Consider the following 26,147-nt stretch of genomic DNA (forward strand, 5'->3'; position numbering starts at 1 on the left):
CCTCTCAAGCTCGCTGCGCTGCCGACGTCGGCGTGGCGGCTGGCGGTGGAATGTTGTCGACCTTCAGAACCTGGGCGGTCATCGCACGAATGCGCCGGCAGAAATCCGCATCATCGATCAGCGATATGCCGTAGGAGGGGATGATCTGCTTCAGCTTGGGCAGCCAGGCATTCGCCGTGAGCTCGTCGGCAAAGCACTTCTCCAGCACGCTGATGGCGATGAAGGCTGCGGTCGAGGCGCCCGGCGAAGCGCCGAGCAGCGCGACCAGCGAATGATCCGCAGCACCGACCAGTTCGGTGCCGAATTCGAGCAGTCCGCCGCGCTTGACGTCAGGCTTGATGATCTGGACGCGCTGGCCGGCGACCTGCAATCGCCAGTCCTTCGGATCGACATTCGGAAAATACTGGTCGAGCGTCGCCAGGCGATGGCTTTCGGATTGCAGCACCTGCCCGATCAGATATTCGGTCAGATCGAAATTGTCGCGCGCCACCGCAAGCAGCGGTTCGACGTTGGCGGGCCGGATCGACTCGAACAAATCGAGCCGCGATCCGTGCTTGAGGAACTTGCTCGAGAAGCCGGCATAGGGACCGAACAGGAGCGAGTGCTGCCCGCCGATGACGCGGGTGTCGAGATGCGGCACCGACATTGGCGGCGAGCCGACCGCGGCCTTGCCATAGACCTTGGCGTGGTGACGCTTGTTGACCGCGGGATCGTCGCAGCGCAGCCAGATTCCCGAGACGGGGAAGCCGCCATAGCCGTGGCCTTCCGGAATACCGGATTTCTGCAAGAGCGGAAGCGCGCCGCCGCCGGCGCCGATGAACACGAACTTCGCCTTGACCGACCGCTTCTCGCCGGTGTCGGTATCGCGAACCTCGATCTGCCAACGACCGTCCTGATCGTGGACGAGATCGGTGACGACGCTCTTGTAGTGGACAGCGCAGCCGGGCTGGCTGACGAGATGATGAACCAGATGATGGGTCAGCGACCCGTAGTCGACATCGGTGCCGGTGATGATCCGTGTTGCAGCGACCGGATCGTCGCCACTGCGGCCTTCCATCACCAGCGGCACCCAGTCAGCGATTTGCTTCGGATCCTCGGTATACTCCATGCCCTCATAGCAATGATGGGCCGACATCGCCTTGAAGCGCTTGTTGAGGAAGCCGACATTGTCGGCGCCCGACACGAAGCTCATATGCGGAACCGGGTGAATGAAGGAGCGCGGATCCGAAATCGCGCCCTTGCCGACCAGGTAGGACCAGAACTGCCGCGACAGGTCGAATTCGACGTTGACCTGCAGCGCCTTGGAAATGTCGATGCTGCCGTCCGCACGCTCCGGCGTGTAGTTCATCTCGCAATTGGCGGCGTGCCCGGTGCCGGCATTGTTCCAGGCATCCGAGCTTTCCAGCCCGCAATCCTCCAGGACCTCGAACATCGAGATGGTGAGCTGTGGCTCCAGTTCCTTGAGGAAGACGCCTACCGTAGCGCTCATGATGCCTGCGCCGATGAGGACGACGTCCGGTTCACCAGTGGGGGTGCTCTGCATGGATGTCTCCTTGCTGGTTGGATGTCGCTGTCCTGAACGGCTCACGCCGAGGCCGGCTGGTGCTCCTTGGTGCGGAACGGCACATGCGCGCCAGGGTGCAGCACCACATAGGCGCGGCGCCAGGATGAATCGTCGGTCAGCTTCCAGCTATGCCCGGAGCCGACGGTGTCTTCCGCCAGCAGGATGTCGCCGGGATGCAACAGGAAATGCTCGCCGTCGCGGGTCTGGAAATCGAGCGTTCCGGAGAGCGTGATCACCAGTTGGCGGATCGGCGCGGTGTGCCAGGCGAACGCGCCGCCCGATGCCGTCTCCTGGAAGGAGATGGTGACGACGTCGACCTTGCTGCTGAGCCAGTCGCCGCGCTGGCCGGGTTCAAGATCGATGAGCCCTTCCTCGAAATGCGAATTGCTGTCCTCACCGGTCCATAACCTGACGCATCTGATCATGCTGTGCTCCTTCAGCGTGTCGGTGTGCCGGCTTTGACCGGCGCATTGCCCTGGGCCACATAGGGCTTGACCATCTTGGCGGGATCGACGATGCGGTCGAACTCCGACTCGCTGACGAAGCCGAGCTTCAGCGCCGCCGCTTTCAGCGTGAGATCGTTGTCCATGGCATAGTGCGCGATCGCCGAGGCCTTGTCGTAGCCGATCACGGGCGCGAGCGCGGTGACCAGCATCAGCGAGCGCTCGACATATTCCTTGATCTTCTTCTGGTTCGGCTTGGTGCCCTCGACCAGGAACCTGCGGAAATTCGTGCAGCCGTCGGTCAGGATCGTGATCGACTGGGCGATGTTGTGGATCATCAGCGGCTTGTAGACGTTCATCTCCAGATAGCCGCTGGCTCCGCCGAACCCGACCGCGACGTCGTTCGCCATCACCTGCACCGCGATCATCGTCAGCGCCTCGGCCTGGGTCGGGTTGACCTTGCCCGGCATGATCGAGGAGCCCGGCTCGTTCTCGGGAATCATCAGTTCGGCAAAGCCGGCGCGCGGGCCGCAGGACATCAGGCGGATGTCGTTGCCGATCTTATAGAGCGACACCGCAAGCGTGCGCAGCGTGCCGGAAAGCTGCACCAGCGCATCATGCGCGCCCTGCACGGTGAATTTGTTCGGCGCGCTGACGAAGGGCAGTTCGGTGAGGCGTGCGATCTCGGCGGCGACCGCCTCGGCGAAGCCAGGCGCCGCATTGATGCCGGTGCCCACCGCGGTGCCGCCAAGCGCGAGCCGGAACACGCCCTTGAGCGCGTCCTCGATCCGCGCAAGGTCATCGGCGAGCATGCCGGCATAGCCCGACCATTCCTGGCCGAGCGTCAGCGGCGTCGCATCCTGCATGTGGGTGCGGCCGATCTTGACGACGTCGTCCCACTGCGTGGCCTTGGCATCGATCGCATCGTGCAGGGCCTTCACCGCGGGAACAAGGCGCTGCGTCACGTTGACGGCGGCCGCGATGTACATGGCGGAAGGAAAACTGTCGTTCGACGATTGCGACATGTTGACGTGATCGTTCGGATGAACCGGATGCTTGCTGCCGAGCGGCGTTCCCGCGAGCTGGCAGCATCGGTTCGAGATCACCTCGTTGACGTTCATGTTGAATTGCGTGCCGCTGCCGGTCATCCAGACATGCAGCGGAAACATGTCGTGATGCTGGCCCTGCAGGATCTCGTCGCAGACATGGACGATCAGCTTGTGGACCTTGGTATCGAGCCGCTTGCCGGCATGATTGGCGTTCGCGGCCGCCTTTTTCAGGATTGCATACGACTGGATCATCTCGCGCGGCATCAGGTCCTTGCCGATACTGAAGTGCTCGAGCGAGCGCTGGGTCTGGGCGCCCCAGAGCTTGTCGGCGGGGACATCGACTTCACCAAGACTGTCGGTTTCCTTGCGGAGGTCATTCATCGCAGCCTCTCTTTGCGCGCGGTTCGGAAAACAAGCATTGACGCCTCACAATAAGGCTACGTTCGGTGCCGCGTTCAGGCTTCCTGAAACGAACGTCTTTTACGGAATTGCATGGCAGGACTGCGCCGCCGCAATCTTCATCAACTCTCTGTCGTCACGAGCAAGAACGAGCGAGCGCCGCCGCAGAAGGACGCGCGCGCAAACCACGCGAACGCATCGGCGCGTGCGGCCGCGATTCCGTTATCTCATTACTTACTTGGACCGATGCCGCGGCGGCATTCACGCCGTCGCAAAGCCATCGCCCGTCTCAACCGGACGCCGGTGCACTCCCTGTGCGAAGACGATACGATCTGGATGCGTGAACACTTCGTAGCCGTCATCGCGCGCAACCGCGATCAAGGTGATCCCGGCTTCGTCAGCGGTCTTGATCGCGAGCGTCGTCGGCGCGGAAACGGCGACGATGACGGGCGCGCCGATCATGGCCGTCTTCTGCACCATCTCGACCGAGATGCGGCTCGTGAGCAGAACGGCGCCGTTCGCAACCGACCTGTTGTGACGGATCAGCGCGCCGGCAAGCTTGTCGAGCGCATTGTGGCGGCCGACATCCTCGCGCACGGGGCCGACGCCGCCATCGGCTTGCCAGAAAGCGGCCGCGTGCACGGCGCGGGTTCTCTGATTGAGGTCTTGCAAGGAGGGAAGCGCGCGCATGGCCTCCAAGAGATCGCGTGCATCGAACGTCGCGCCCTTCTTCACCCTGGGAACCGCGCGCCTCGCCTGCACCAGGCTTTCGATGCCGCAAAGCCCGCAGCCGACGGGGCCCACGGAGGCACGCCGCCGCGCGAACAGGGCCGCGGTCCGATTTTCTGCAAGCCAGATCCGGACCTCGATGCCGAGATCAGTCTCGATCAGATCAAGGCTCCTGATCTCGTCGGCGCGGGCAACGATGCCCTCGGTCACGGCGAAGCCAATGCCGAAATCCTTCAGATCGGCGGGCGTCGCCATCATCACGGCATAGGTCGATCCGTCGAAGGTCAGCGCAATGGCGGTCTCCTCCGCCACCGCCCGCGACGATGAACTCGCGCGGCCACCCCGCCAGTTCAGGCCGGCCCGTTCGATGAAAGCACCATTGGCGGCCATGATCACCTCAGCTCGGGTTTGGCGTTGGATTCGCCTCGGGTTGCGCGGCTCAGGTCACGCGTTCGAGCGTCCCCTGATGGTCTCGTAGAGGAACCAGCTCCGGCGTTCGGTTTCGTCGAGCCAGTTTTCCAGCAGGCTCGCCGTGGCGACGTCGCCATATTCGTCACAGACATTGTGAACCTGACGCATTTCCCGCGTTAGCTGCAGATTGTCGCTCAGCAATTCAGCCAGCATGTCCTGCGGATCGACATAGTCTGCATCGTTGTCGAGGATGCGCTGCTGGCGCGAGATTTGACCGATCGAGCGGATCGTGGTGCCGCCGATCTTGCGCGCGCGTTCGGCGATCGGATCGGTCATCGCGAAGATCTGGTCGGATTGCTCGTCGAGCAGAAGATGGTAATCGCGGAAGTGGCGGCCCGACATGTGCCAGTGGAAGTTCTTGGTCTTGACATAGAGCGCGAACACATCGGCCAAGAGGCCGCTGAGCGCTGCTGAGATATCGCGAGTCGCTTCGGCTTTCAGGTCGGTCGGGCTCTGCAATTCGGGGCGCGTGGACTTGAGCATTCGTGCCATCCTTGTCTTGGTCGACGGCACCAGCGTTTCCGGGCCGTCCTTGACGGTTGCGATACCGTGCATCGGGAAGCGTATCTTTCCAGAGCCTGCGGACTCTTTCGGATTCGCACGGATTTCGGGACAATCTTCCGCATTGGTTGCGAACGCGCGCGGAACGGGGCCGCGTCAGACTTTGCGAAAACTCGCGCGGAACTGGCTCGGCGTGATCCCAAGGCGCTTGACGAACACGACGCGCATATGTTCGGCGCTGCTGAAGCCGCTTTCATGCGCGACCACTTTCAGCGGAAGGTCGGAACCTTCGAGGCGGTTGCGCGCGGCATCGATGCGCGCGCTTTCGACGAATTCGGCCGGCGTCACATTGGTCTCGCGCTTGAACGCGCGGGCAAAACTGCGCACGCTCATTCCGGCGACCTGCGCCAGCACATCGACACCGTTCGCCTCGCGCAAATGCGCCATCACATGGGCGTGCACGCGCGCGATCGGCGAATCCTTCTCGGCCGGCGGCACGAGATAGGGACTGAACCGGGACTGCCCGCCCTGCCGCTGCGCCACGACGACGAGCCGCTTGGCGACCGCGAGAGCGACTTCCGGCCCATGATCATCCTGTACGATCGCGAGCGCGAGGTCGATTCCCGCAGTGACGCCCGCCGAGGTCAGCAGCGGCCCGTCACGCAGATAGATGCGGTCAAACTCGACCTTCGCCTTCGGGAACTGCCGGGCGAGACTGGGCGCATTCTGCCAATGTGTCGTCACCGTCTTGCCGTCGATCAGGCCGGCGTGGCCGAGCGCAAACGCACCGGTGCAGATCGAGCCATATTGTGGGGAGCGCGAGGCGATCTTGCCGAGCCAGTCGACAAGCCGCGGATCCGGCGGCATGGTCGGAAGCTCCGGTCCGCCGGCGACCAGCGCGAGATCGAACGCCTGCTCCGCATCGGCAAATGTCATCTCCGGCGTGATCGACATCCCGTTTGACGCCCGGTACGGCTGCCGTTCGGCGCCGATCAGCGTGAGGCGGTAGCCGCGATCCGTTCCCACGAAACCATTCGTCTCGATAAAAACGTCGAGCGGACCTGCGACATCGAGCGCCTGCACTCCCGGAAAGATCGCCAGCGCGACCGCCTTCATCGACCAACAATCCAGTTCCCGCGCGTGGATGCGCACGACGACTATGCATGGAATCCTGCCAGCCGGCCATGCATTTCAGCCAGGTGCTTCCTGCACGAACGCCATCGGCAGAAAAGCGCGGTGTTTTGACGGTTTCGCAGGGATCGGCATCGTTGTTCGTGCCCACGCAAAGCATCAGTTAGTCGGGGAGCAATCCACCAAGACCATAAGGAGATCAGGTCATGACGAAGATCATTGCCGGTATCACCATTCCCGACAGCAAGCTTGCGCGAGAAGTCGACGAACTGGTTCGCGACACCGAATCGGAACTGCTCTACCACCATTCCAACCGCGTCTTCCTGTTCGGCGCGCTGGCCGGGCAGCGCGCCGGGCTGAAGGTCAACCATGAACTGCTTTATGTCGGCGCGATGTTCCACGACATGGGCTTGCAGGCGCCCTATGCCAGCACCAACGAGCGCTTCGAGGTCGACGGCGCCAATGCCGCCGCAAAATTCCTCCGCGCCCATCGCATCAATGAGCGCGATGTCGAGGACGTCTGGGACGCGATCGCGCTGCACACCACGCCTGATATCCCGAAGCACAAGCGGCCGGTAGTGGCGCTGGTGACGGCCGGCGTCGAGATGGACGTGCTGGGTCTGGAATTCGACTCCTTCACCGCCGCACAGCGCCATGAGGTCTGCGCCCACCATCCGCGCGGCCACGACTTCAAGAACGGCATCATCGATGCGTTTGCTGCCGGGACGATCAAGAAGCCGGAGACGACCTTCGGCAACGTCAAGGCGGACGTGCTGGCGCTGCGCGACCCGACCTACCACCGGGTCAACTTCTGCGACGTCATCCTGAACTCGAAATGGTCGGAATGACGAAGGCCTGCATCAACGATCAAGCATGGAGAACGATCATGACCATCACGAACGCCGTCGGCTCGGTGGGCACTGAACCCAAGAAGAACTTCTTCCGGAAGCAGCGCCAACGGATCGAGCAACGCCTCGACTATTGGCTCGACGTCGCGCTGGAAGACAGTTTTCCATGCAGCGACCCGATCTCCTCGATGCGGACCGATTGAAGCGAGAAGGAATAGACACTTTACCACCTATGCGGATTCGGCGTGAACCTCCGATCTGGCGGCTGGTTGCCTTAACCTGCGGTGCCCGGCATGCTAGGCCACCTCGATCCGTTCCCTCCGAGAAGGCCCGAACACCGCAATGTCCGACCAGTTCTCCAACGCCCAGCAGATCCGCAAACCGGCCGTCACCTCCAAGGGCGGCATCGTCGCTTCGCAGTCGCGAAGAGCCGCCGAGGTCGGCGCGGCCGTGCTGGCGGCGGGTGGCGATTGCGTCGATGCCGTGGTCGCGACCACCTTTGCGCTCGGCGTGGTGGAGCCCTGGATGAGCGGGATCGGCGGCGGCGGCGCGATGGTGCTCTACCGCGCCCGCGAAAACCGCTACGAGGTGATCGACTACGGCATGCGGGCGCCGAACAGCCTTCGCATCGAGGACTATCCGCTGACCGGCGACGGCACCGCCTCCGACCTCTTTCCCTGGGCGCGGGTGAAGGACGACCGCAACCTGCATGGCCCCGGCTCGGTCGCGGTGCCCGGCGTGGTGGCAGGCATGGAGGAGGCGCATCGCCGCCATGCCAAATTGCCGTGGAAGGACTTGCTCAAGCCAAGCGTCGACCTCGCCGGCGAAGGCCTGTTGGTCGACTGGTGGACCACGCTGATGATCGCAAGCTCGGCCGCCGATCTCCGCCGCTATCCGGCGAGCGCGACTGCCTATCTGCACGACGGCCTGCCGCCAAATGCGCAATGGGGTATCAAGTCGGTGGTGCGGCTGCCGCAGGACCGGCTGAAGGCGACCATGGCGCAGCTTGCCTCCGAAGGACCGCGCGATTTCTATGAGGGTGGCCTGGCGCGCAGCATCGCCGCCGATATCAGCGAGAGCGGCGGCGCATTATCGGTCGAGGATCTGGCCGCGTTCCGCGCTCACGTTCGCGAGCCGCTGCGCATCTCCTATCGCGGCGGCTACGTCTATGCGGCGCCCGAACTGACCGCCGGGCCGACACTCGCGCATACGCTGCGCCTGCTGCAGCAGAGCGTGCAGCCCTCGCCCTCCCCGGATGCCGCCGCCTACACGGCTTACGCGCAGGCGCTGCAGACCGCCTATCGCGAACGCCTGCAGGGCATGGGCGATGCCGACGGCCGCCGCTCGCTCGGTGCGGAAGCGGTCGCGCCTGCCTGCACCACGCATTTCTCCGTCGTGGACCGCGACGGCAACATGGCAGCAGTGACGCAAACGCTGCTGTCGACCTTCGGCTCGAAATTCGTGACGCCGCAAACCGGCATCACCATGAACAACGGCATCATGTGGTTCGATCCGACGCCGGGCACGCCGAACTCGCTGGCGCCCGGCAAGCGCTGCCTGACCAACTACACGCCGGTCGTGGCGCAGGCTGCTGACGGCCGGCGCCTCGCAGTCGGGGCCTCCGGCGGCCGGCGGATCCTGCCGGCGGTGACGCAACTTCTTTCCTTCGTGATGGATTACGGCATGGACCTCGATGCAGCCATCCACCAGCCCAGGATCGATGCCAGCGAAGGCGCGATCGTGATCGGCGACGTGCGGCTGCCGGCAGTAGCGCGCGAGGCGCTGCGCGCACGGTTCGACTATGAGGAAGCGCGCATGCAGACGATGCCGCTGAAATTCGCCTGCCCCAGCGTGGTGCTGCGCGACGGCGCCACCAACAGCGGCGCCACCGAGCCGTTCCACGCCTGGAGCGAAGCGATGGCGGAAGGGTAGAGCGTTTTCGAGCGAAGTGGACACCGGTTCGCGTGAAGAAAACGCGTCAAAACGAGAAATCAGAACTTCGGTTCTGATCCAATCAGAACCGAAGTTCTGACGCACAGGCTGCTCAGCTCAGCCCGATATCGCCGCCGACAGCATCGCTTCAAGTTCCTGCCTGACATCGTCGAGTGGCTGCGCGTTGCGCGCCGCGCGGCACATCGCGAGCGTTCCCTCGACGGAAGCGACGACCAGTGCGGCCAGCCGCCGCGCGCGGGCCGGCGCCACACCGTCGCGGCGTAACGCGGCGATCATGATCCGCTGCCACTCCGCGAACACGCCGTCGGCGAGATCGAGCAAGTGACGTTGCGCGGCTTCGTCCGGCGCTCCCGCATTGTCCATCGCATCAGAGACATATTGCTCGACCGCCACGGCCAGCACCGGACAGCCGGCCTGAAATTTGCTCCGCTCAAGCGTTTGCCGCCACAGTGCGATGAAGGCGCGCAGGCCATCGATCGCGCCGCGCTCGCGCGTCAGATGGTCCAGCGGCTTGCTCACCTGTGCGCCGGCAAAGACGATCGCGTCTTCGATCAACTGCTGCTTGCCGCGCGGAAAATGATGGCTGATCGAGCCGCGCGGCGTGCCGGTATGGCGCACCACCTCGCGCATGCTGGTGGCGTTGACGCCGCGCCGGCTCAGGAGGTCGGCCGCCCCCGCCACCATCTTTGCTCTCGTACCTGACGTCATCGGCGTCCCTCGGATTTCGTCAAACCAGACTAGACTATGACACTTGACATAGCCAGATATGCGGCTATGTCAGGTGTCATAGCAACCAACCGGACGAGAGTGGCGCGATGACGAATCCTGACAACGAAAGGGAGGGAATATGACCACGCCAGGCAGCATTCGGACTGAAGCACACGACCACATCTTCAAGATCGTCATCGACAACCCGGCCAAAAAGAACGCCTTCTCGCCGGCGATGATGGAGCAGCTCTCCAACGCGCTGACCGAGCTGCACAACAACGACGCCTATTGGGTCGGCGTCATCTGCGCCGAAGGCAAGGATTTCACCGCCGGTCTCGACATGCCGAAATTCTTCGGCCCCACCGCCGAGAAGCGCAATCTCAAGGAAGGCAATGTCGACGCGTTCGGTCTTTCCAAGCGCTGCAGGAAGCCGATCGTCACAGCCGTGCAGGGCATCGTGTTCACGATCGGCATCGAGCTGATGCTGGCGGGCGACATCGTCGTTGCCGCCGATGACAGCCGGTTCTGCCAGATGGAAGCAAAGCGCGGGATCGCTCCGCTGGGCGGCGCGCATTTCCGCTTCCTGTCGCGCACCGGGTGGGGCAATGCGATGTATCACCTGTTCCTGTGCGACGAATTCACGGCGCAGCGCGCCCGCGAGATCGGCCTGGTGCAGGAGGTGGTGCCGGCGGGTCAGCAGATCGCCCGCGCGATGGAGCTTGCCGCGACGATCGCGCGCAACGCGCCGCTCGGCATCCAGGCAACCAAGGAAGCAGCCGCGAAATATATCGAGGGCGGCGAGGCCGCCGCGATCGCCTTTATCCCATCGATCCGCGAACGCGTCCTGAACAGCGCCGACGCCCGCGAAGGCATTCAGTCCTTCATCGAGCGGCGGCCTGCGGTGTTCGGGGGACGCTGACGCTGCCCAATTCTAGAGCCGCGTCAGGAGATCATCGATCCGGATCGGGAAGCGGCGGACGCGAACGCCGGTGGCGTGCCAGACCGCGTTGGCGACCGCACCGGCGCTGCCGGTGACGCCGATCTCGCCGACGCCCTTGATCCCGAGTGCATTCACATGCGGATCGTGCTCGTCGACGGTCAGCACATCGAGCGACGGCACATCGGCGTTCACAGGGATGTGGTATTCGGCGAGGTTCGCGTTCAGGATCCGGCCGGAGCGGTGGTCCATGACGGCTTCCTCGTGCAGCGCGAACGATACGCCCCAGATCATGCCGCCAAAGAGCTGGCTCTGGACTAGCCGCGGATTGATGATGCGGCCGGCGGCAAAGGCGCCGACCAGACGCGTGACGCGGACCTGGCCGAGTTCGGGATCGACCTTCACCTCCGCGAAAACAGCGCCATGGGCGTGCATGGCGTAGCTCGACTGCGCCGCCGGATCAGCCGCACCGCCGCCGCTGGCCTCGATCTCGGCGACGCCGGCGCGCGTGAGGATGTCGGCATAGCTCTCGCTGCGCGCCTCATCGTCGCGGCGGAACAGCCGCCCTTCGCGCGCGATCACACCGGCATTGCCAGCGCCGAACAGCGGCGAGTGCTCGTCATTGGTCGCGAGATCGGCAAGCTTTGCGATCACCGCCGCGCCGGCATTGTGGATCGCAGCACCGGCAGTTGCGGTATGGGCCGAGCCGCCGGCAATGCCCGCGTCCGGCAAATCCGACGTGCCCGACCGGAACTCGACCTGGTCGATGCCGAGCCCGAGTCCGTCGGCCGCGATCTGGGCCAGCGCGGTCCAGGCGCCCTGCCCCATGTCATGTGCGCCGCTCTCCATCACGCCCGAGCCGTCGCTGCGGATCACGGCGCGCGCCTGCGCCTGGAACATCAGCGCCGGAAAGGTCGCTGTGCCCATGCCCCAGCCGACCAGGAAGCCATCATCGTCGCGCATCTGCCGCGGCGCGAGCGGACGCCCTGCCCAGCCGAAGCGTTCGGCGCCCTTGGCATAGCACTGCCGCAGCGCCTTCGATGAAAACGGCTTGCCGGAGATCGGCTCGACCTCGGCGTAGTTCTTGAGGCGGAAGTCGAGCGGGTCCATGCCACAGGCCACGGCGATCTCGTCGATCGCGCTCTCGAGCGCGATCGACCCGGTCGCCTCTCCCGGCGCGCGCATGAACAGCGGCGTGCCGGTATCGACACGCACCGCTTCATGCGAGGTCTTGATCGCGGGGCTTGCATAGCGCGTGTGCGAGGCGTCGGCGGCCGGCTCGTAGAAATCATCGAAGGTGCTGGTCGTGACCTTCGCGTGGTGATCGATCGCCGTCAGCCGGCCCTCGCCATCGGTGCCGATGCGCAGCGTCTGCCGGGTGGGCGGGCGATGGCCGACCGGACCGTACATCTGGTCACGGCGCAGCACGAGCTTGACCGGACGTCCCACCAGCTTGGCGGCCATGATGCCCAGCACTTGCGGCCCGGAGACCAGGCCCTTCGAACCGAAACCACCGCCGAGGAACGGGCTGCGGATGTGGATATTAACAGGCGGAATGCCGAGCAGTCCACCGAGCCGCATCTGTGCCATCGCCATGCCCTGGCTCGGCGTATCGATCGAAAGCTTGTCGCCGTCCCAAGACGCGACCATCGCGTGCGGCTCCATCGCATTGTGGTACTGCGCCGGCGTTTCATACGTCGCCTCGATGCGGTTCGATGCACCGGCGAGCGCGACGTCGACATCGCCGTGCCGGACCTCGGCCGGATTGCCGATACCGACCACTGGCGGCGCATAGCTCTCCGCGCCGTCAAGGCCGACCCGCGCGGGCTCGATGTGATATTGCGGCGACAGCAGTGCCGCGCCTTCGGTGGCAGCTTCCAGCGTCTCGGCAATCACGACCGCGATCGCCTGGTTCGCGTAGCGCACCTCGTCGTTCTGCAGGAGCTCCATCTTGAACGCGAAAGGATTGGGCTTGCCGTCCGGGTCTTCGGCAAGCGGCGGCTTGTGCGAGGGCGTCATCACGTCGACGACCCCGGGATAGCGCTTGGCGGCATCGACATCGAGGGAGGTCACACGGCCGCGCGCGATGGTGGAGACGGCGATCACGGCATAGAGCATTGCCGGGGGGTGATTGTCGGCGGCATAGCGGGCTTGACCCTTGACCTTGAGGACGCCGTCGCGGCGGGTCAGCGGCTGGCCGATGTTCGAGCCGTGCCTGAGATGGGCGGGATCGCGGGTGAGCTCAAGCGACATGGCGCACTCCTGATGAGAAGGGAGAACCGGGAAGCGCGGGAATGCGCGCCGGTGTGCCCGCGGTGGCGAGCGTCAGCGCCCGCACCACGATACGCTCTGCGAGTTCGATCTTGAACGCGTTGTCGCCGGACGGCTTTGCATCGGCGAGCGCGATGCGTGCCGCCTCGCGGAAGCCGGCAGCATCGGGCGCGGCGCCGGCAAGAACCTGCTCCGCCGCCCGCGCACGCCAAGGCTTTGCCGCGACGCCGCCGAGCGCGAGCCGTGCTTCACGGATCGTACCTTGCTCGATCCGCAGGCTTGCGGCGGCGGACACGACCGCGAATGCATAAGAGGTACGCTCGCGAACCTTGATGTAGCGTGCATGCGCGGCAAAGCCACGGGCCTCAGCCGGCAGCCGCAGCGCGACGATCAGGTCGCCGCGCTCGAGCAAAGTCTCCCGCTGCGGCGTATCGCCGGGCAGGCGGTGCAGCGCCTCGAGCGCCACCTCGCGCCGCCCGCTCTTGCCTTCGATCTCCACGACCGCGTCGAGCGCAACCAGCGGCACGCAGAAATCGGAAGGATGCGTGGCGATACAGGCTTCGCTCCAGCCTAGCACAGCATGCAGGCGGTTCTCGCCATGACGCGCGTCGCAGCCTGCGCCGGGCCAGCGCTTGTTGCAGGCGCTGGGGGCGTCGTAGAAATAGGCACATCGCGTCCGCTGCAGCACGTTGCCTCCGACAGTCGCTGCGTTGCGAAGCTGCGCGGAAGCTCCCGACAACAGCGCTTCGGCCACGGACGGAAAAGCGCGAGCGAACTCCGCATCGTGCGCGAGGTCGGCATTTCGGACCAGCGCGCCGATCCGGACGCCGCCGTCGGCAAGATATTCGACGCGGTCGAGCCCCGGCAGGCGCGTGACATCGACCAGCCGGCTCGGATGGCAGACGCCGCCTTTCATGAGGTCGAGCAGATTGGTGCCGGACGCGAGATAAGTCGCGCCTTTCTCGGATGCGGCCGCGACCGCCTCGGCGACGGTTAAGGGCCTGACGTAATCGAAGTTCATCATGCGGAACGCCTCTGATCGGAATTCGCGAGAGTATTCTGGGCTTCAAGTACGGCTTCCGTGATGCCGGCATAGGCGCCGCAGCGGCAGAGATTGCCGCTCATGCCTTCGCGCACGCGCTCGGGATCATCGCCGGCCTGACCTTCGGTGATCAGTCCGATGCCGCTCATGACCTGGCCGGGCGTGCAGAAGCCGCATTGGAAGGCGTCATGGGCGATGAAAGCGGCCTGCACCGGATGGAGCTGGTCGCCATGCGCGACACCTTCGATGGTGAGGATGTCGGCGCCGTCCTGGCTCACCGCCAAGGCGAGGCAGGAATTGATGCGCCGCCCGTCGACCAGGACGGTGCAGGCGCCGCATTGGCCGCGGTCGCACCCCTTCTTGGTGCCGGTCAGATCAAGACGCTCGCGCAAGAGATCGAGCAGCGTGACGCGGGGGTCGTCGAGCTCGATCTCCCGCCGCACACCATTCACGGTGAGGCTGATGGAGAAATTCATGCAGGGCTCCGATCAGTGCTATGGTGAAATTGTTACAGTGGTAACGCGCCGCCGGCGGCCGCCAATGTGTCGATCGGCGGACCTTTGCAGGCCGGGTACTCATCGCATATACGGAGGCGTCCTCCGTTTTACAAGGGAGGGGTGATCACAAATCTGATGGCCAGTCAGTTCGCAGGATTAGTTCGCAAGCCACGCGCGGATGCCGTGCGCAACCGGGAGCGCGTGCTGGAAGCGGCGAAAGCCGTGTTCAGCGCCGGCGGCCCCGAGGCCAGCCTGGAGGCTGTGGCGCGGCACGCCGGCGTCGGCATCGGAACGCTCTACCGTCACTTTCCGACTCGCGAGGCATTGTATGAAGCGGTGTATCGGCGCGAGGTGGATCAGCTCGGCGATCTCGCGGAGCAATTGAACGATGAGGCGGACCCGGTCGAAGCGCTGCGGCATTGGCTGCACGCCAACGTCCAGTTCGTCGCCACCAAGAAGGGCATGGCGGCCGCGCTGGCGCTGGTCGCCCACGGCTCCCCCGAGCTCCACGCCTACTCGCTCGACCGACTGACCAAGGCGATCGCCGCGCTGCTTGCGCGCGCCGTCGCCGCCGGCGAGATCCGCGCCGACATCAGCGCCGAGGACGTCCTGCGCGCCCTGATCGGCCTCTGCTACATGCACGACCAGGCAGGCTGGCAATCGACCGTGCTGCGGCTGTTGGATGTGTTCATTGACGGGCTGCGGGTGCAACGGGCGCGCGAGACGGCGGCGCCAAAACCAAAGCCGGTGAAGAAGGCTGCGAAGCGCAAGCGCTGACCGCGCACACCGTCATTGCGAGCGAAGCGAAGCAATCCACGTCTCCACAAGCGGCGCTATGGATCGCTTCGCTGCGCTCGCAATGACACAGGCGTAGGGTGGGCAAAGGCGCACAGCGCCGTGCCCACCATCAGGCACTCCGCTCGTGAATGGTGGGCACGCTTCCGCCGTCGTTCGTGGACGGGTCACGGCACGCAAGTCGCTTTGCCCACCCTACGGCAGCGAGCAACTCACCCGAACCGGTGATCGTAGCGCGCGATCGACAGCTCGCTCACATCGATCTCCGGCTTGCGTCCGGACAAGAGGTCCGCAAGCACCCTGCCCGACCCGCAGGCCATGGTCCAGCCGAGCGTGCCATGGCCGCTGTTGAGATGGAGATTGCCGTACCTTGTCGCGCCGATCACCGGCGGTCCGTCAGGCGTCATCGGCCGCAAGCCGCTCCAGAACGTCGCCTTGGCAAGATCGCCACCGCGCGGAAACAGATCCGTCACCGAATGATCGAGCGTCGCGCGACGCGCGGCATAGAGCTTGTCGGAATAGCCTGATATCTCCGCGGTGCCGCCGACGCGGATGCGGTCGCCGAGCCGGGTGATTGCGACCTTGTAGCTCTCGTCCATAACAGTCGATTCCGGCGCACCGCTGGCATCCACGATCGGCACCGTGATCGAATAGCCCTTCACCGGATAGACCGGCAGCGAAATGCCGAGCGGCCTGAGCAGGCGCGGCGACCAGCTTCCGAGCGCGACGACATAGGCGTCGGCCTGCAGCACGCCCTTGCTGGTCGCAACGCCGGTGACGCGCGAGGCATCCGCGATCACGCCATCGATGGCGACGTTGAATTCGAAACGCACGCCGAGCTTTTCCGCCTCAACCGCCAGCGCCTGCGTGAACATGTGGCAATCGCCGGTCTCGTCCTGCGGCAGCCGCAGCCCGCCGGCGATCTTGTCCTTCACGGCTGATAGCGCCGGCTCGACGGCAATGCAGCCCTCGCGATCGAGCACCTCGAAAGGAACGCCATATTGCTTGAGCACCGCGATGTCGCCGGCGGTGTGGTCGAGCTGGGAGGCGTAGCGGAACAATTGCAGCGTGCCGCGGGAGCGCTCGTCATAGCGGATGCCGATTTCGTTGCGCAACGCGCGCAGGCAGTCGCGGCTATATTCCGCGATCGGGATCATCCGGCTCTTGTTCACCGCGTAGCGCTCCGCGGTGCAGTTGCGCAGCATCTTCAACAGCCAGATCCACATCGCGGGATCTGGCTTCGGCCGGACCACCAGCGGACCGTGCTTCATCAACAGCCATTTGATAGCCTTGATCGGCACGCCAGGGCCGGCCCAGGGCGAAGAGTAGCCAGGCGAGACCTCGCCGGCATTGGCAAAGGAGGTTTCCAGCGCAGGCTTCGGCTGCCGGTCGACAACCGTCACCTCATGGCCGGCACGCGCGAGATAAAAGGCCGACGTGACGCCGATGACGCCGCTGCCGAGGATAATGACTTTCACGCTTTTCAGGCTCCCGCCGCGGCATGACTTGCCGCTGCAAATAATCTCCGCAACGGCTGGAGCAAGGGTCAGGCCACTCGCTTGATGGCGTCGCCGAGGATCGACACCATGTCGTCGATATGGCTGCGCTCGACAATCAAAGGCGGCGACATCGCAACGGAGTCGCCGCTCTGGCGCAAATAGAGGCCATGATTGAAACAATCGACCATCAGGTCGTAGCCGCGCGCGCCGACCGCGCCGTCGCGCGGAGCGACTTCGACAGCGCCCATCAGGCCAATGTCGCGGATATCGATCACGTTCGGAAGGCCCTTGAGCTGATGCAGCGCATCGCGCCAGTACTCGGCGAGCGAAGCACCGCGCGTCAGCAAGCCTTCGTCCTTGTAGATGTCGAGCGTCGCAAGGCCGGCGGCACAGGCCACCGGATGCGCGGAATACGTGTAGCCGTGGAACAGCTCGATCTGGCTTTCCGGCCCGGTCATCAGCCCGTCGTAGATCTTGCGGCTGGCGAACACCGCGCCGCAGGGAACGGTGCCGTTGGTGATGCCCTTCGCGGTCGTCATCAGGTCGGGCGTCACGCCGAAGAACTGCGACGCGAACGGCGTGCCGAGTCGGCCGAAGCCGGTGATAACTTCGTCGAAGATCAGGAGGATGCCGTGCTTGTCGCACAATTCGCGCAGCCGCTGCAGATAGCCTTGCGGCGGCGGCAGCACCGCAGTCGAGCCCGGCACCGGCTCGACGATCACGGCAGCAATGGTCTCGGCGCCATGCAGCGCCACCAGCCGCTCGACGTCGTCGGCGAGTTCAGCGCCATGAAGCGGCTGATCCTTGGCAAACGCGTTGCGGGCGAGATCATGGGTATGGCGGATATGGTCGACGCCGGGCAGATGGGTCGCAAACGCGCGGCGGTTGGCCACCATGCCGCCGACCGACATGCCGCCAAAACCGACGCCGTGATAGCCACGCTCGCGGCCGATCAGGCGCGTGCGGGTCGGCTGGCCGGCGGCGCGGTGATAGGCGAGCGCGATCTTCAGCGCGGTATCGACCGACTCTGAGCCCGAATTGGTGAAGAAGACGCGATCCAATCCCTTCGGGGCGATCGCCGCCAGGCGCTCGGCGAAATCGAACGCGATCGGATGGCCCATCTGGAACGACGGCGCGAAATCCAGCGTCATCAATTGCCGCTCGACCGCTGCGGCGATCTGCTTGCGGCCGTGGCCGGCATTGACGCACCAGAGCCCGGCCGAGCCGTCGATCACCTTCCGCCCGTCGACGCTCGTGTAATACATGCCCTCGGCGGAGGCGAACAGCCGCGGCGTCTCCTTGAACTGCCGGTTGGCCGTGAACGGCATCCAGAACGAATCGAGCTTGATGGTGTTCGGAATCTGATGAACGGTCACGGCGTCGCTCCACTGCTGACACCAGCAGCCGAACACGCTCCGAAACGCGCAACAAGTCCTTTTCTGCCCTGCTGCAACCCATTGATCTCATTGGGGCGGACGCGGCATATTTGCGCGATCCGCAACACCTGCAACAGGACTTCTCCCATGAGCGTCGATATCGGTGGACGGCTGCGATTCATTCGCGCGCAGCAGAAGCTGTCGCAGCGCGAACTCGCCAAGCGGTCCGGCGTCACCAATTCGACGATCTCGCTGATCGAGTCCAACCAGATGAACCCATCCGTCGGCGCGTTGAAGCGCATCCTCGACGGCATTCCGATGGGACTGGCGGAATTCTTCGCGCTCGAGCCGGAGCGCCGCCGCAAGGTGTTCTATCGCTCCGACGAACTGACCGAGATCGGCAAGAAGCCGATCTCCTATCGCCAGGTCGGTGACAATCTGTTCGGCCGGAGCCTGCAGATCCTGAAAGAGCGCTATGAGCCCGGCAGCGATACCGGCCGCGTGCCGCTGGTGCATGACGGCGAGGAAGGCGGCATCGTGGTCTCGGGCAAGCTCGAGGTGACCGTCGATGACGAGCGCCGCATCCTCAATCCCGGCGACGCCTATTATTTCGAAAGCCGCCGCCCGCATCGCTTCCGCTGCGTCGGCGGCAAGCCCTGCGACGTGATCAGCGCCTGCACCCCGCCGACATTCTGAACGCGGCAAGCTGCCGCACGGCTTCACAGATTGCGGGTCTGCTTGTCGCCCCAGGCGATGGCCGCCGCGATGGTCAGGAACATCGCCGTCACGCCGATGACGACCAGGATGGTATCGAGTGTCATGGCTCTTCTCCGTGGTTGATGGAGAAAAGCTAGCGGATTGCCGACGCCGCGCTTTGCGCTCGATCAAATCCGGAAAGACGTCAGGCTTACGCCATCGCCAGCCGCTGCCGCGCGCGGATCAGCAGCGTCAGCATGATCGTGACGTTGAGCGCGTTCCAGGCGAGCCCGTTGGCGAAGGCGGCGGCGTAGGAGCCGGTGGCATCGAAGATCACGCCGGAAATATACCCGCCGAGCGACATGCCGAGTACGGAGGCGAAGATCACGATGCCGACGCGGGTGGCGGCCTCCGCGGCCGGCATCGCCTCGCGGATGATGATGGCGTAGCTCGGCACGATGCCGCCCTGGAACAGGCCGAACATCGCCGAGATGATGTAGAGCGAGGTCAGGCTGTCGAAGAACAAATAGAACAGCAGCGCCGTGCCCTGCGCGACCGAGCCGAGCAGGAGCGTGCGGATGCCGCCGATCCGGTCGGCGAGGAAGCCCGAGCCGATGCGGCTGATGATGCCGAAGCCGAGCATGAGGGACAGCATCTCGGCACCGCGCGCGACGCCATAGCCGAGATCGCCGCAATAGGCGACGATATGCACCTGCGGCATCGCCATCGCCACGCAGCAGGCGACCGCGGCCAGCGAGAGCATCGCCGTCAGCGCGTTGGTGGAGAGCCGCACATTGACGCGTGGCGGCGGCGCATTGAGATGGCTGCGCCGGCTCGCCGCGCCCGTCAGGCGCCGCAGCACGAACAGCGCGACCGTCATCGCAACCGCGGTGAAGATGCCGATCGCGACATGCGTGGTGCGCCAGCCGAACTGCTGCATGCCGAGATTCACCAGCGGCGGCCAGATCGTGCCGCCGACGTAGTTGCCGCTGGCGGCAATCGCGACCGCGAGCCCGCGATAGCGCTCAAACCAATGCGAGGCTTCCGCCATCAACGGCCCGAAGGTTGCCGATGACGACAGCCCGATCGCGAAATGAAACAGGATGAACGACCAGATCGACGGCGAGTAGCCGGCGCCGATATAGCCGAGCCCGAGGATGCCGATGCCGAGCCCGATGGCGGTGACGATGCCGTAGCGATCGGTGATCTTGCCGGTCAAGACCCCGCCCGAGCCGAAGCCGATCATGACGAGGGTAAAGGCGAGCGACGCGGTCCCTCGCGTGGCGCCGAAATCCCCCTGCACCACCGGCAGCGCCACCACCACCGACCACATGCCCACGCTGCCGAGCGAGCCGATCACCACGGCAACAGCGAGCCGCAGCCATGCCCGGCGCGAATCGGGAATGAAATGGTCAGGATTTGGGCTGATCTGAGAAGGAATTTCCACGGCGAGGCCAAACTTCGTCGCGAATTGCCTTGCGGTCAAGCGCTTTGGCGAAATATTGGGCATGCAGAGCCGCCCCCTCGCCACGCCGTCATTCCGGGGCTCGCGCAGCGAGAACCCGGAATCCATCTCACCACGACGCATGCGGCCCAATGGATTCCGGGTCTGCGCCTGGCGGCGCATCCCGGAATGACGGTGTTCGCGCGCAAGAGAGCCCCTTCCGCCGGCCGCCCACCTGTGCGAAACTTGACTCATGGACATCCGCCAACTGCTCAAGCTCCTGGTCGCGCTGCTGGTGACGGCAAGCCTGACCCTGGCGCCGCTCGCCACCCCGGCCGCGGCGGAGCATTTGCTGTCGTCCGCCGGTGTCCAGATGGCGCCGATGGCGGATGATCATGACATGGCAGATATGGATATGGCGGACATGCCCTGCTGCCCGGACAAGCAGAAGAGCCCCGCTTGCCAGGATTGTCCGCTGGTTGCGATCTGCATGATGCAGGTCCTGCTGGCTGGCCCATCGACCAGCATGGTGGAAGTGAACCGGCAGCTCGACGAACAGCTACGTCCGCTCAACGACATCATCGCGGACGGGCTGGCGCGCCCACCTCCCGACCATCCCCCTCGAACTTTGGCCTGACCGGCGTCACGGCGCCGGACGCTGCCGCGTGGCTTGCGACGCCGCGCGGATGACACGTGCTGCGCGAGCGGCAGACCAAAGCAATCGAGGAATGGAAAAATGAAATCGTTCAACCACAGGCGCGCCATATCGGCGGCGCTCATCGGCATGGCCATACTGGGCACGATCGGCACCGCGCGGGCCGAGATCAAGGACTACGAATTCCAACTGGTCGATCAGACCGTCCAAGCGGGAGCGGACAAGATCATCGCGGTTCGGCTGGTCAACAAGAAGACCGGCAAGCCGGTGCCGGACGCAGTGATCTTCGCCACGCGGCTGGATATGGCGCCCGACGGCATGCAGGAGATGGCGACCAAGGTCACCGCCGTGCCCGGCGGCGAGCCGGGATTGTACAAGTTCAAGGCCACTCTGGGCATGGCCGGCCGCTGGCAGCTTTCGCTCGGCGCCAAGGTGCAGGGCGAAACCGGCGCGGTCGAAAACAAGCTCGTCGTCACGGCCCAGAAATGACCCGCGCCATCGTGATCGGCGCCGCCGCTGCGACCTTCGCAGCGGCGGGTATCGCCATTTTCGCCGGCGGCATTCCGTCGAAGCTCGCGGGTTACACCGTCTCGCACGCGGCCGCCGCCGAGACCGGCACGCCTGCGAGCACCCGCAAGATCAAATACTACCGCAACCCGATGGGGTTGCCGGATACGTCGCCGACACCGAAGAAGGACTCGATGGGGATGGACTACATCCCCGTCTACGAGGGCGAGGAGACCGACGACGGCTCGATCAGGCTGTCGCCGGGCCGGATCCAGCGCACTGGAGTCAAGTCCGAACCGGTGATGCTCCACATCGTCAGCACATTGGTGCGCGCGCCGGGCACGATCCAGCTCGACGAGCGCCGCATCTCCGTCATCGCCATGCGCGCCGAAAGCTATGTGCAGAAGGTCGCCGATGTGACCACCGGCAGCCGGGTGACAAAAGGCCAGCCGCTGATGGAGATCTACAGCCCCGCGGTCTCCTCGGCCGCCGCCGAATATCTGGCAACCATCACCTCGAAGACCACGGCGACGATCGAAAGCTATGGCCGGGGCTCCCGGCAGCGGCTGATGAATCTCGACGTGCCGGAGTCCGCCATCGCGACGATGGAAAAGACCAAGGCTGTGCCAATCGTGATCGAATGGTCGGCGCCGCGCGACGGCATCGTGCTGGAGCGCAATGCGATCGAGGGCATGCGCGCACAGCCCGGCGACGTGCTGTTCCGCGTCGCCGACACCTCGCTCGTTTGGGCCGTCGTCGACGTGGCGGAACGCGATGTCGGCGGCGTGGCGGTTGGCCAGCCCGTCACCGTGCGCGCCCGCAGCTTTCCGGGCCGCATCTTCGCCGGCAAGGTCAGCGTGATCTATCCGCAGGTGAACCGCGAGACCCGCACGGTCCGCCTCCGGATCGAGCTTGACAATGCCGACCTCGCGCTGCTTCCGGACATGTATGTCGATGCGGAGATCGAGGTCGGCAGCCAGGATCCCGTGCTCGCGGTGCCCGACAGCTCCGTGCTCGACACCGGCAACCGGCAGACCGTCATCATCGACAAGGGCGGCGGCCGGTTCGAGCCGCGCGAGGTCAAGCTCGGCCATCGCGGCGGCGGGTATGTCGAGATCACGCAAGGCATCAGCGAAGACGACATGGTCGTGACCTCGGCCAATTTCCTGATCGACGCCGAGAGCAACCTCAAGGCGGCACTGAAGGGCTTTTCCAAGGCGGGCAGCGCGCAGGAGACATCGTCAACCAGCGGCATGGGAGGACGGCCATGATCGCCCGCGTCATCACCTGGTCGGCACGCAACCTCTTGCTGGTGCTGTTCGGCACCGGCTTCGCCGCGGCGGCAGGACTCTATGCGCTCCTTCATCTGCCGCTCGACGCCATTCCCGACCTCTCCGACACCCAGGTGATCGTCTACACGGAATATCCGGGCCAGGCGCCGCAGGTGATCGAGGACCAGGTCACCTATCCGCTGACAACGGCGATGCTGACGGTGCCGAAGTCGAAGGTCGTGCGCGGCTTCTCGTTCTTCGGAGTCTCCTTCGTCTATGTGATCTTCGAGGACGGCACCGACATCTATTGGGCGCGCTCGCGCGTGCTTGAATTCCTCAATGGCGCCGCCTCACGCCTGCCGGCCGGCGTGACGCCGACGATCGGACCCGACGCCACGGGCGTCGGCTGGGTCTACCAATACGCGGTGATGTCGAAGGAGCTGAACCTCGCCGACACCCGCACGATTCAGGATTGGAATCTGAAATTCGCCCTCGCCAAGGCCGAGGGCGTCGCGGAGGTCGCTGGAATCGGCGGCTTCGTCAAGCAGTACAACGTGATCCTCGATCCGCAGCGGATGCGCGACCGCGGCATCACCATGCAGAGGATGCGCGAGGCGATCCGCGCCAGCAACGCCGATGTCGGCGGCCGCACCGTCGAGCTGTCGGAATTCGAATACGTCATCCGCGGCAAGGGCTACATCAAGGATGTCAACGACCTCGGCAATATCGTTCTCAAGACCAATAACGGCACGCCGGTGCTGCTGCGCGACGTCGCCCGCGTCGAGCTCGGCCCTGACGAGCGGCGCGGCATCGCCGAGCTCAATGGCGAGGGCGAGGTCGCCAGCGGCATCGTGCTGCAGCGCTTCGGCGTCAACGCGCTCGACGTCATCGAGAACGTCAAGAAGCGCTTCAAGGAGATCGCGACCAGCCTGCCGAAATCGGTCGAGATCGTGCCGGTCTACGACCGCTCGAACCTGATCAACGCCGCCATCGATACGCTGAAGCACACGCTGCTCGAGGAGAGCTTCGTCGTCGCCCTCGTCTGCATCGCGTTCCTGCTCCATGTCCGCAGCGCGCTGGTCGCGATCCTGATGCTGCCGGTCGGCGTGCTGATGGCGTTCGGCGCGATGAAGCTGCTCGGCATCGGCTCCAACATCATGAGTCTCGGCGGCATCGCCATTGCGATCGGCGCCATGGTGGACGCCGCCATCGTCATGATCGAGAACGCCCACAAGCATCTCGAGCGAGCCAGGCCCGGGCAGTCGCGCGTCTCGATCCTGATCGACGCCGCCGCCGAAGTGGGTCCGGCGCTGTTCTTCAGCCTGTTGATCATCACCGTTTCCTTCATGCCGATCTTCACGCTGGAATCCCAGGAGGGCCGGCTGTTCAGCCCGCTCGCGTTCACCAAGACCTTTGCGATGGCGGCCGCTGCGCTACTGTCGGTCACGTTGGTGCCGGCGCTGATGGTGATCTTCGTCCGCGGCAAGATCGTTCCGGAGCACAAAAATCCGATCAACCGCTTCCTGATCTGGGTCTATCGACCCGTCATCAAGGGCGTATTGCGCGCCAAGATGCTCGTCGTTCTGCTTGCGCTCGCCGTCCTCGCTGTGACGGTCTGGCCGGCGCGACAGCTCGGGACGGAATTCATGCCGAACCTGAATGAAGGCACCCTGCTCTACATGCCGACGACGCTGCCCGGCATCTCCGTGACCAAAGCCGCCGAGCTGATGCAGATGCAGGACCGCATCATCCGCTCCTTCCCCGAAGTTTCATCGGTCTACGGCAAGGCCGGACGCGCGGCGACCGCGACCGACCCGGCGCCGACCGAGATGTTCGAGACCGTCGTCAACCTGAAGCCGAAGGAACAGTGGCGGGTGGGCGTCACGGTCGACAGCCTGATCGCGGAGATGGACAAGGCGTTGCAATTCCCTGGTGTCTCCAACGCCTGGACCATGCCGATCAAGGCTCGCATCGACATGCTCTCGACCGGCATCCGCACGCCGATCGGCGTGAAAGTTGTTGGCACCGACCTGGTCGAGATCGATCGTCTCGCCAGGCAGATCGAGCAGGTGCTCAAAGCCGTGCCGGGGACGTCGTCGGCCTATGCCGAGCGCGGCATCGGCGGCTATTATCTCGAAATCACCGCGGACCGCACGGCGCTGGCTCGTTACGGCATGTCGGTCCAGGACGTGCAGGATACGATCGCGACCGCACTGGGCGGGCAGACGGTGACGACGACGGTCGAGGGCCGGCAGCGCTTCACCGTCAACATGCGCTATCCCCGCGATCTCCGCGACAATCCGAAAGCGATCGGAAGCGACATCCTGGTGCCGATGCCGGCGGGAGGCGCGGTGCCGCTCGGCGAGGTCGCGACGATCCAGCCGGCGCGTGGGCCGACCTCGATCCGGACCGAGAACGGACAGCTTGCGACCTACATCTATGTCGACATCCGCGACCGCGACCTTGGCGGCTACGTCGCCGACGCGCAGCGCGCGGTGCAGGCGAGCATCCAGTTTCCGGCAGGCTATTATGTGATTTGGAGCGGCCAGTACGAATATCTCGAACGCGCGATGGCGCGGTTGAAGATCGTCGTACCGGCGACCCTCCTGATCATCTTCCTGCTGCTCTACCTCAACTTCCGCTCGGTCGCCGAGACCGTCATCGTTATGCTGTCGCTGCCGTTTGCGCTGGTCGGCGGCCTCTGGCTGATGTGGTGGCTCGGCTTCAACCTCTCGGTCGCGGTCGCGGTCGGCTTCATCGCGCTCGCCGGCGTCGCCGCCGAGACCGGCGTCGTGATGCTGATCTATCTCAACCAGGCGCTGGCCGAGATCAGGCAGCGTCGCGCCGCCGAGGGTCGCGCGTTGACCCGGAGCGACCTGCGCGAAGCCATCATGGAAGGCGCGGTCGAGCGCGTGCGGCCGAAGATGATGACAGTGGTCGCGATCATGGCCGGCCTGCTGCCGATCATGTGGAGCACCGGCACCGGGTCCGAGATCATGCAGAGAATCGCAGTCCCCATGATCGGCGGCATGGTCTCCTCGACCCTGCTGACGCTGATCGTGATCCCCGCGATCTTCGGCATCGTCAAAGGCTTCGGCCTGCCTCCTGAGGATCGGGACCGATCACGACCGCCCGCCGCAGCGCCGGTGACGGCGAGCAAGGCGCGCGTTCCGGAACCGGCCGAATGATCTCACCTCGCCAGTGAGCAAGCAATCGTCATTCCGGGGCGATGCGCAGCATCGAACCCGGAATCTCGCGCCGCAATTTCGAGATTCCGGGTTCAAAGCGGGATGACTTTTCTTCGAATCGTCATCCCGCTTTAGCTCTTTGTTTGAGCATGATCTTTTTCGGAAAACCGGTG

23 protein-coding genes are annotated in these 26,147 nt (G+C 64.9%); 10 read left to right on the forward strand and 13 right to left on the reverse strand.

The annotated features are described in order from the left end of the window. Positions 1-4: 4 nt before the first annotated feature. The 6 genes from mqo to CWO89_RS10120 form a co-directional block, all read right to left on the reverse strand. Positions 5-1,543 (reverse strand): malate dehydrogenase (quinone), encoded by a 1,539-nt coding sequence (gene mqo, locus CWO89_RS10095; RefSeq protein WP_130578475.1) that lies wholly within the window; start codon positions 1,541-1,543, stop codon positions 5-7. Positions 1,544-1,584: 41 nt separating this feature from the next. After that, positions 1,585-1,989, reverse strand: a complete 405-nt coding sequence (locus tag CWO89_RS10100; protein ID WP_130578476.1) for a cupin domain-containing protein — start codon at positions 1,987-1,989, stop codon at positions 1,585-1,587. 11 nt (positions 1,990-2,000) lie between these two features. After that, complete coding sequence (fumC, locus tag CWO89_RS10105) at positions 2,001-3,437, reverse strand: class II fumarate hydratase (protein WP_130578477.1); 1,437 nt, start codon at positions 3,435-3,437, stop codon at positions 2,001-2,003. Positions 3,438-3,716: 279 nt separating this feature from the next. Beyond that, positions 3,717-4,574 carry a formate dehydrogenase accessory sulfurtransferase FdhD gene (fdhD, locus tag CWO89_RS10110; protein WP_130578478.1) on the reverse strand — a complete coding sequence of 286 codons (858 nt, stop codon included), beginning with the start codon at positions 4,572-4,574 and terminating at the stop codon, positions 3,717-3,719. 54 nt (positions 4,575-4,628) lie between these two features. Beyond that, a complete protein-coding gene (locus CWO89_RS10115) occupies positions 4,629-5,138 on the reverse strand; it encodes a Dps family protein (RefSeq protein ID WP_130578496.1) in 510 nt (169 codons plus the stop codon). Between the two features lie 174 nt (positions 5,139-5,312). Continuing rightward, positions 5,313-6,272, reverse strand: a complete 960-nt coding sequence (locus tag CWO89_RS10120; protein ID WP_130578479.1) for a GlxA family transcriptional regulator — start codon at positions 6,270-6,272, stop codon at positions 5,313-5,315. Positions 6,273-6,493: 221 nt separating this feature from the next. On the opposite strand from CWO89_RS10120, the gene CWO89_RS10125 reads away from it, so the two are divergent. The 3 genes from CWO89_RS10125 (at position 6,494) to CWO89_RS10130 (ending at position 9,067) form a co-directional block, all read left to right on the forward strand. Then, positions 6,494-7,135 (forward strand): HD domain-containing protein, encoded by a 642-nt coding sequence (locus tag CWO89_RS10125; RefSeq protein WP_130578480.1) that lies wholly within the window; start codon positions 6,494-6,496, stop codon positions 7,133-7,135. 38 nt (positions 7,136-7,173) lie between these two features. Beyond that, positions 7,174-7,338, forward strand: a complete 165-nt coding sequence (locus CWO89_RS45790) for a hypothetical protein (protein WP_165421079.1) — start codon at positions 7,174-7,176, stop codon at positions 7,336-7,338. A 139-nt stretch (positions 7,339-7,477) separates the two neighbouring features. Further along, on the forward strand, positions 7,478-9,067 hold the full coding sequence (locus CWO89_RS10130) for a gamma-glutamyltransferase family protein (RefSeq protein ID WP_130578481.1): 1,590 nt from the start codon (positions 7,478-7,480) through the stop codon (positions 9,065-9,067). Positions 9,068-9,184: 117 nt separating this feature from the next. On the opposite strand, the gene CWO89_RS10135 is transcribed toward CWO89_RS10130, so the two are convergent. Continuing rightward, positions 9,185-9,772 (reverse strand): TetR/AcrR family transcriptional regulator, encoded by a 588-nt coding sequence (locus CWO89_RS10135; RefSeq protein ID WP_245475946.1) that lies wholly within the window; start codon positions 9,770-9,772, stop codon positions 9,185-9,187. Positions 9,773-9,935: 163 nt separating this feature from the next. Between CWO89_RS10135 and CWO89_RS10140 the strand changes: the two genes are divergently transcribed. Beyond that, a complete protein-coding gene (locus CWO89_RS10140; protein WP_130578483.1) occupies positions 9,936-10,715 on the forward strand; it encodes a crotonase/enoyl-CoA hydratase family protein in 780 nt (259 codons plus the stop codon). A 12-nt stretch (positions 10,716-10,727) separates the two neighbouring features. Here the strand turns inward: CWO89_RS10140 and CWO89_RS10145 are convergent, their stop codons facing one another. Genes CWO89_RS10145 through CWO89_RS10155 form a run of 3 tightly spaced genes read right to left on the reverse strand, consistent with a single transcriptional unit; the run spans position 10,728 to position 14,522 of the window. Continuing rightward, positions 10,728-12,986, reverse strand: a complete 2,259-nt coding sequence (locus tag CWO89_RS10145) for a xanthine dehydrogenase family protein molybdopterin-binding subunit (protein ID WP_130578484.1) — start codon at positions 12,984-12,986, stop codon at positions 10,728-10,730. Beyond that, positions 12,976-14,028 carry an FAD binding domain-containing protein gene (locus tag CWO89_RS10150; RefSeq protein WP_130578485.1) on the reverse strand — a complete coding sequence of 351 codons (1,053 nt, stop codon included), beginning with the start codon at positions 14,026-14,028 and terminating at the stop codon, positions 12,976-12,978. Before CWO89_RS10150 ends, CWO89_RS10145 begins: the two co-directional genes overlap by 11 nt. Next, positions 14,025-14,522, reverse strand: a complete 498-nt coding sequence (locus tag CWO89_RS10155; RefSeq protein ID WP_130578486.1) for a (2Fe-2S)-binding protein — start codon at positions 14,520-14,522, stop codon at positions 14,025-14,027. The genes CWO89_RS10150 and CWO89_RS10155 overlap by 4 nt, the downstream gene beginning before the upstream one ends. A gap of 156 nt (positions 14,523-14,678) precedes the next feature. Between CWO89_RS10155 and CWO89_RS10160 the strand changes: the two genes are divergently transcribed. Beyond that, complete coding sequence (locus CWO89_RS10160; protein WP_130578487.1) at positions 14,679-15,320, forward strand: TetR/AcrR family transcriptional regulator; 642 nt, start codon at positions 14,679-14,681, stop codon at positions 15,318-15,320. 230 nt (positions 15,321-15,550) lie between these two features. On the opposite strand, the gene CWO89_RS10165 is transcribed toward CWO89_RS10160, so the two are convergent. Next, entirely contained in the window at positions 15,551-16,816 is a 1,266-nt protein-coding gene (locus CWO89_RS10165; RefSeq protein ID WP_130578488.1) for a D-amino acid dehydrogenase, read from the reverse strand. Positions 16,817-16,884: 68 nt separating this feature from the next. Next, positions 16,885-18,213, reverse strand: coding sequence for an omega-aminotransferase AptA (gene aptA, locus CWO89_RS10170; protein ID WP_130578489.1), 1,329 nt, complete (start codon positions 18,211-18,213; stop codon positions 16,885-16,887). A gap of 147 nt (positions 18,214-18,360) precedes the next feature. Between aptA and CWO89_RS10175 the strand changes: the two genes are divergently transcribed. Further along, positions 18,361-18,909, forward strand: a complete 549-nt coding sequence (locus CWO89_RS10175) for a cupin domain-containing protein (protein WP_130578490.1) — start codon at positions 18,361-18,363, stop codon at positions 18,907-18,909. Positions 18,910-19,120: 211 nt separating this feature from the next. Here CWO89_RS10175 and CWO89_RS10180 read toward each other — a convergent pair whose 3' ends face one another. Then, entirely contained in the window at positions 19,121-20,419 is a 1,299-nt protein-coding gene (locus CWO89_RS10180; RefSeq protein ID WP_130578491.1) for an MFS transporter, read from the reverse strand. Between the two features lie 187 nt (positions 20,420-20,606). On the opposite strand from CWO89_RS10180, the gene CWO89_RS10185 reads away from it, so the two are divergent. The 4 genes from CWO89_RS10185 (at position 20,607) to CWO89_RS10200 (ending at position 25,974) form a co-directional block, all read left to right on the forward strand. Next, the gene (locus CWO89_RS10185; RefSeq protein WP_130578492.1) at positions 20,607-20,990 is read left to right on the forward strand and encodes a hypothetical protein; all 384 of its coding nucleotides are present in this window, start codon (positions 20,607-20,609) and stop codon (positions 20,988-20,990) included. A 99-nt stretch (positions 20,991-21,089) separates the two neighbouring features. After that, on the forward strand, positions 21,090-21,497 hold the full coding sequence (locus CWO89_RS10190) for a FixH family protein (RefSeq protein WP_130578493.1): 408 nt from the start codon (positions 21,090-21,092) through the stop codon (positions 21,495-21,497). Then, on the forward strand, positions 21,494-22,786 hold the full coding sequence (locus CWO89_RS10195; RefSeq protein WP_130578494.1) for an efflux RND transporter periplasmic adaptor subunit: 1,293 nt from the start codon (positions 21,494-21,496) through the stop codon (positions 22,784-22,786). Before CWO89_RS10190 ends, CWO89_RS10195 begins: the two co-directional genes overlap by 4 nt. Beyond that, a complete protein-coding gene (locus tag CWO89_RS10200) occupies positions 22,783-25,974 on the forward strand; it encodes an efflux RND transporter permease subunit (RefSeq protein ID WP_130578495.1) in 3,192 nt (1,063 codons plus the stop codon). Before CWO89_RS10195 ends, CWO89_RS10200 begins: the two co-directional genes overlap by 4 nt. The last annotated feature ends 173 nt before the right edge of the window (positions 25,975-26,147 follow it).

Origin of the sequence: Bradyrhizobium sp. Leo170, from assembly GCF_004296405.1 — a bacterium.
GTDB lineage: Bacteria > Pseudomonadota > Alphaproteobacteria > Rhizobiales > Xanthobacteraceae > Bradyrhizobium.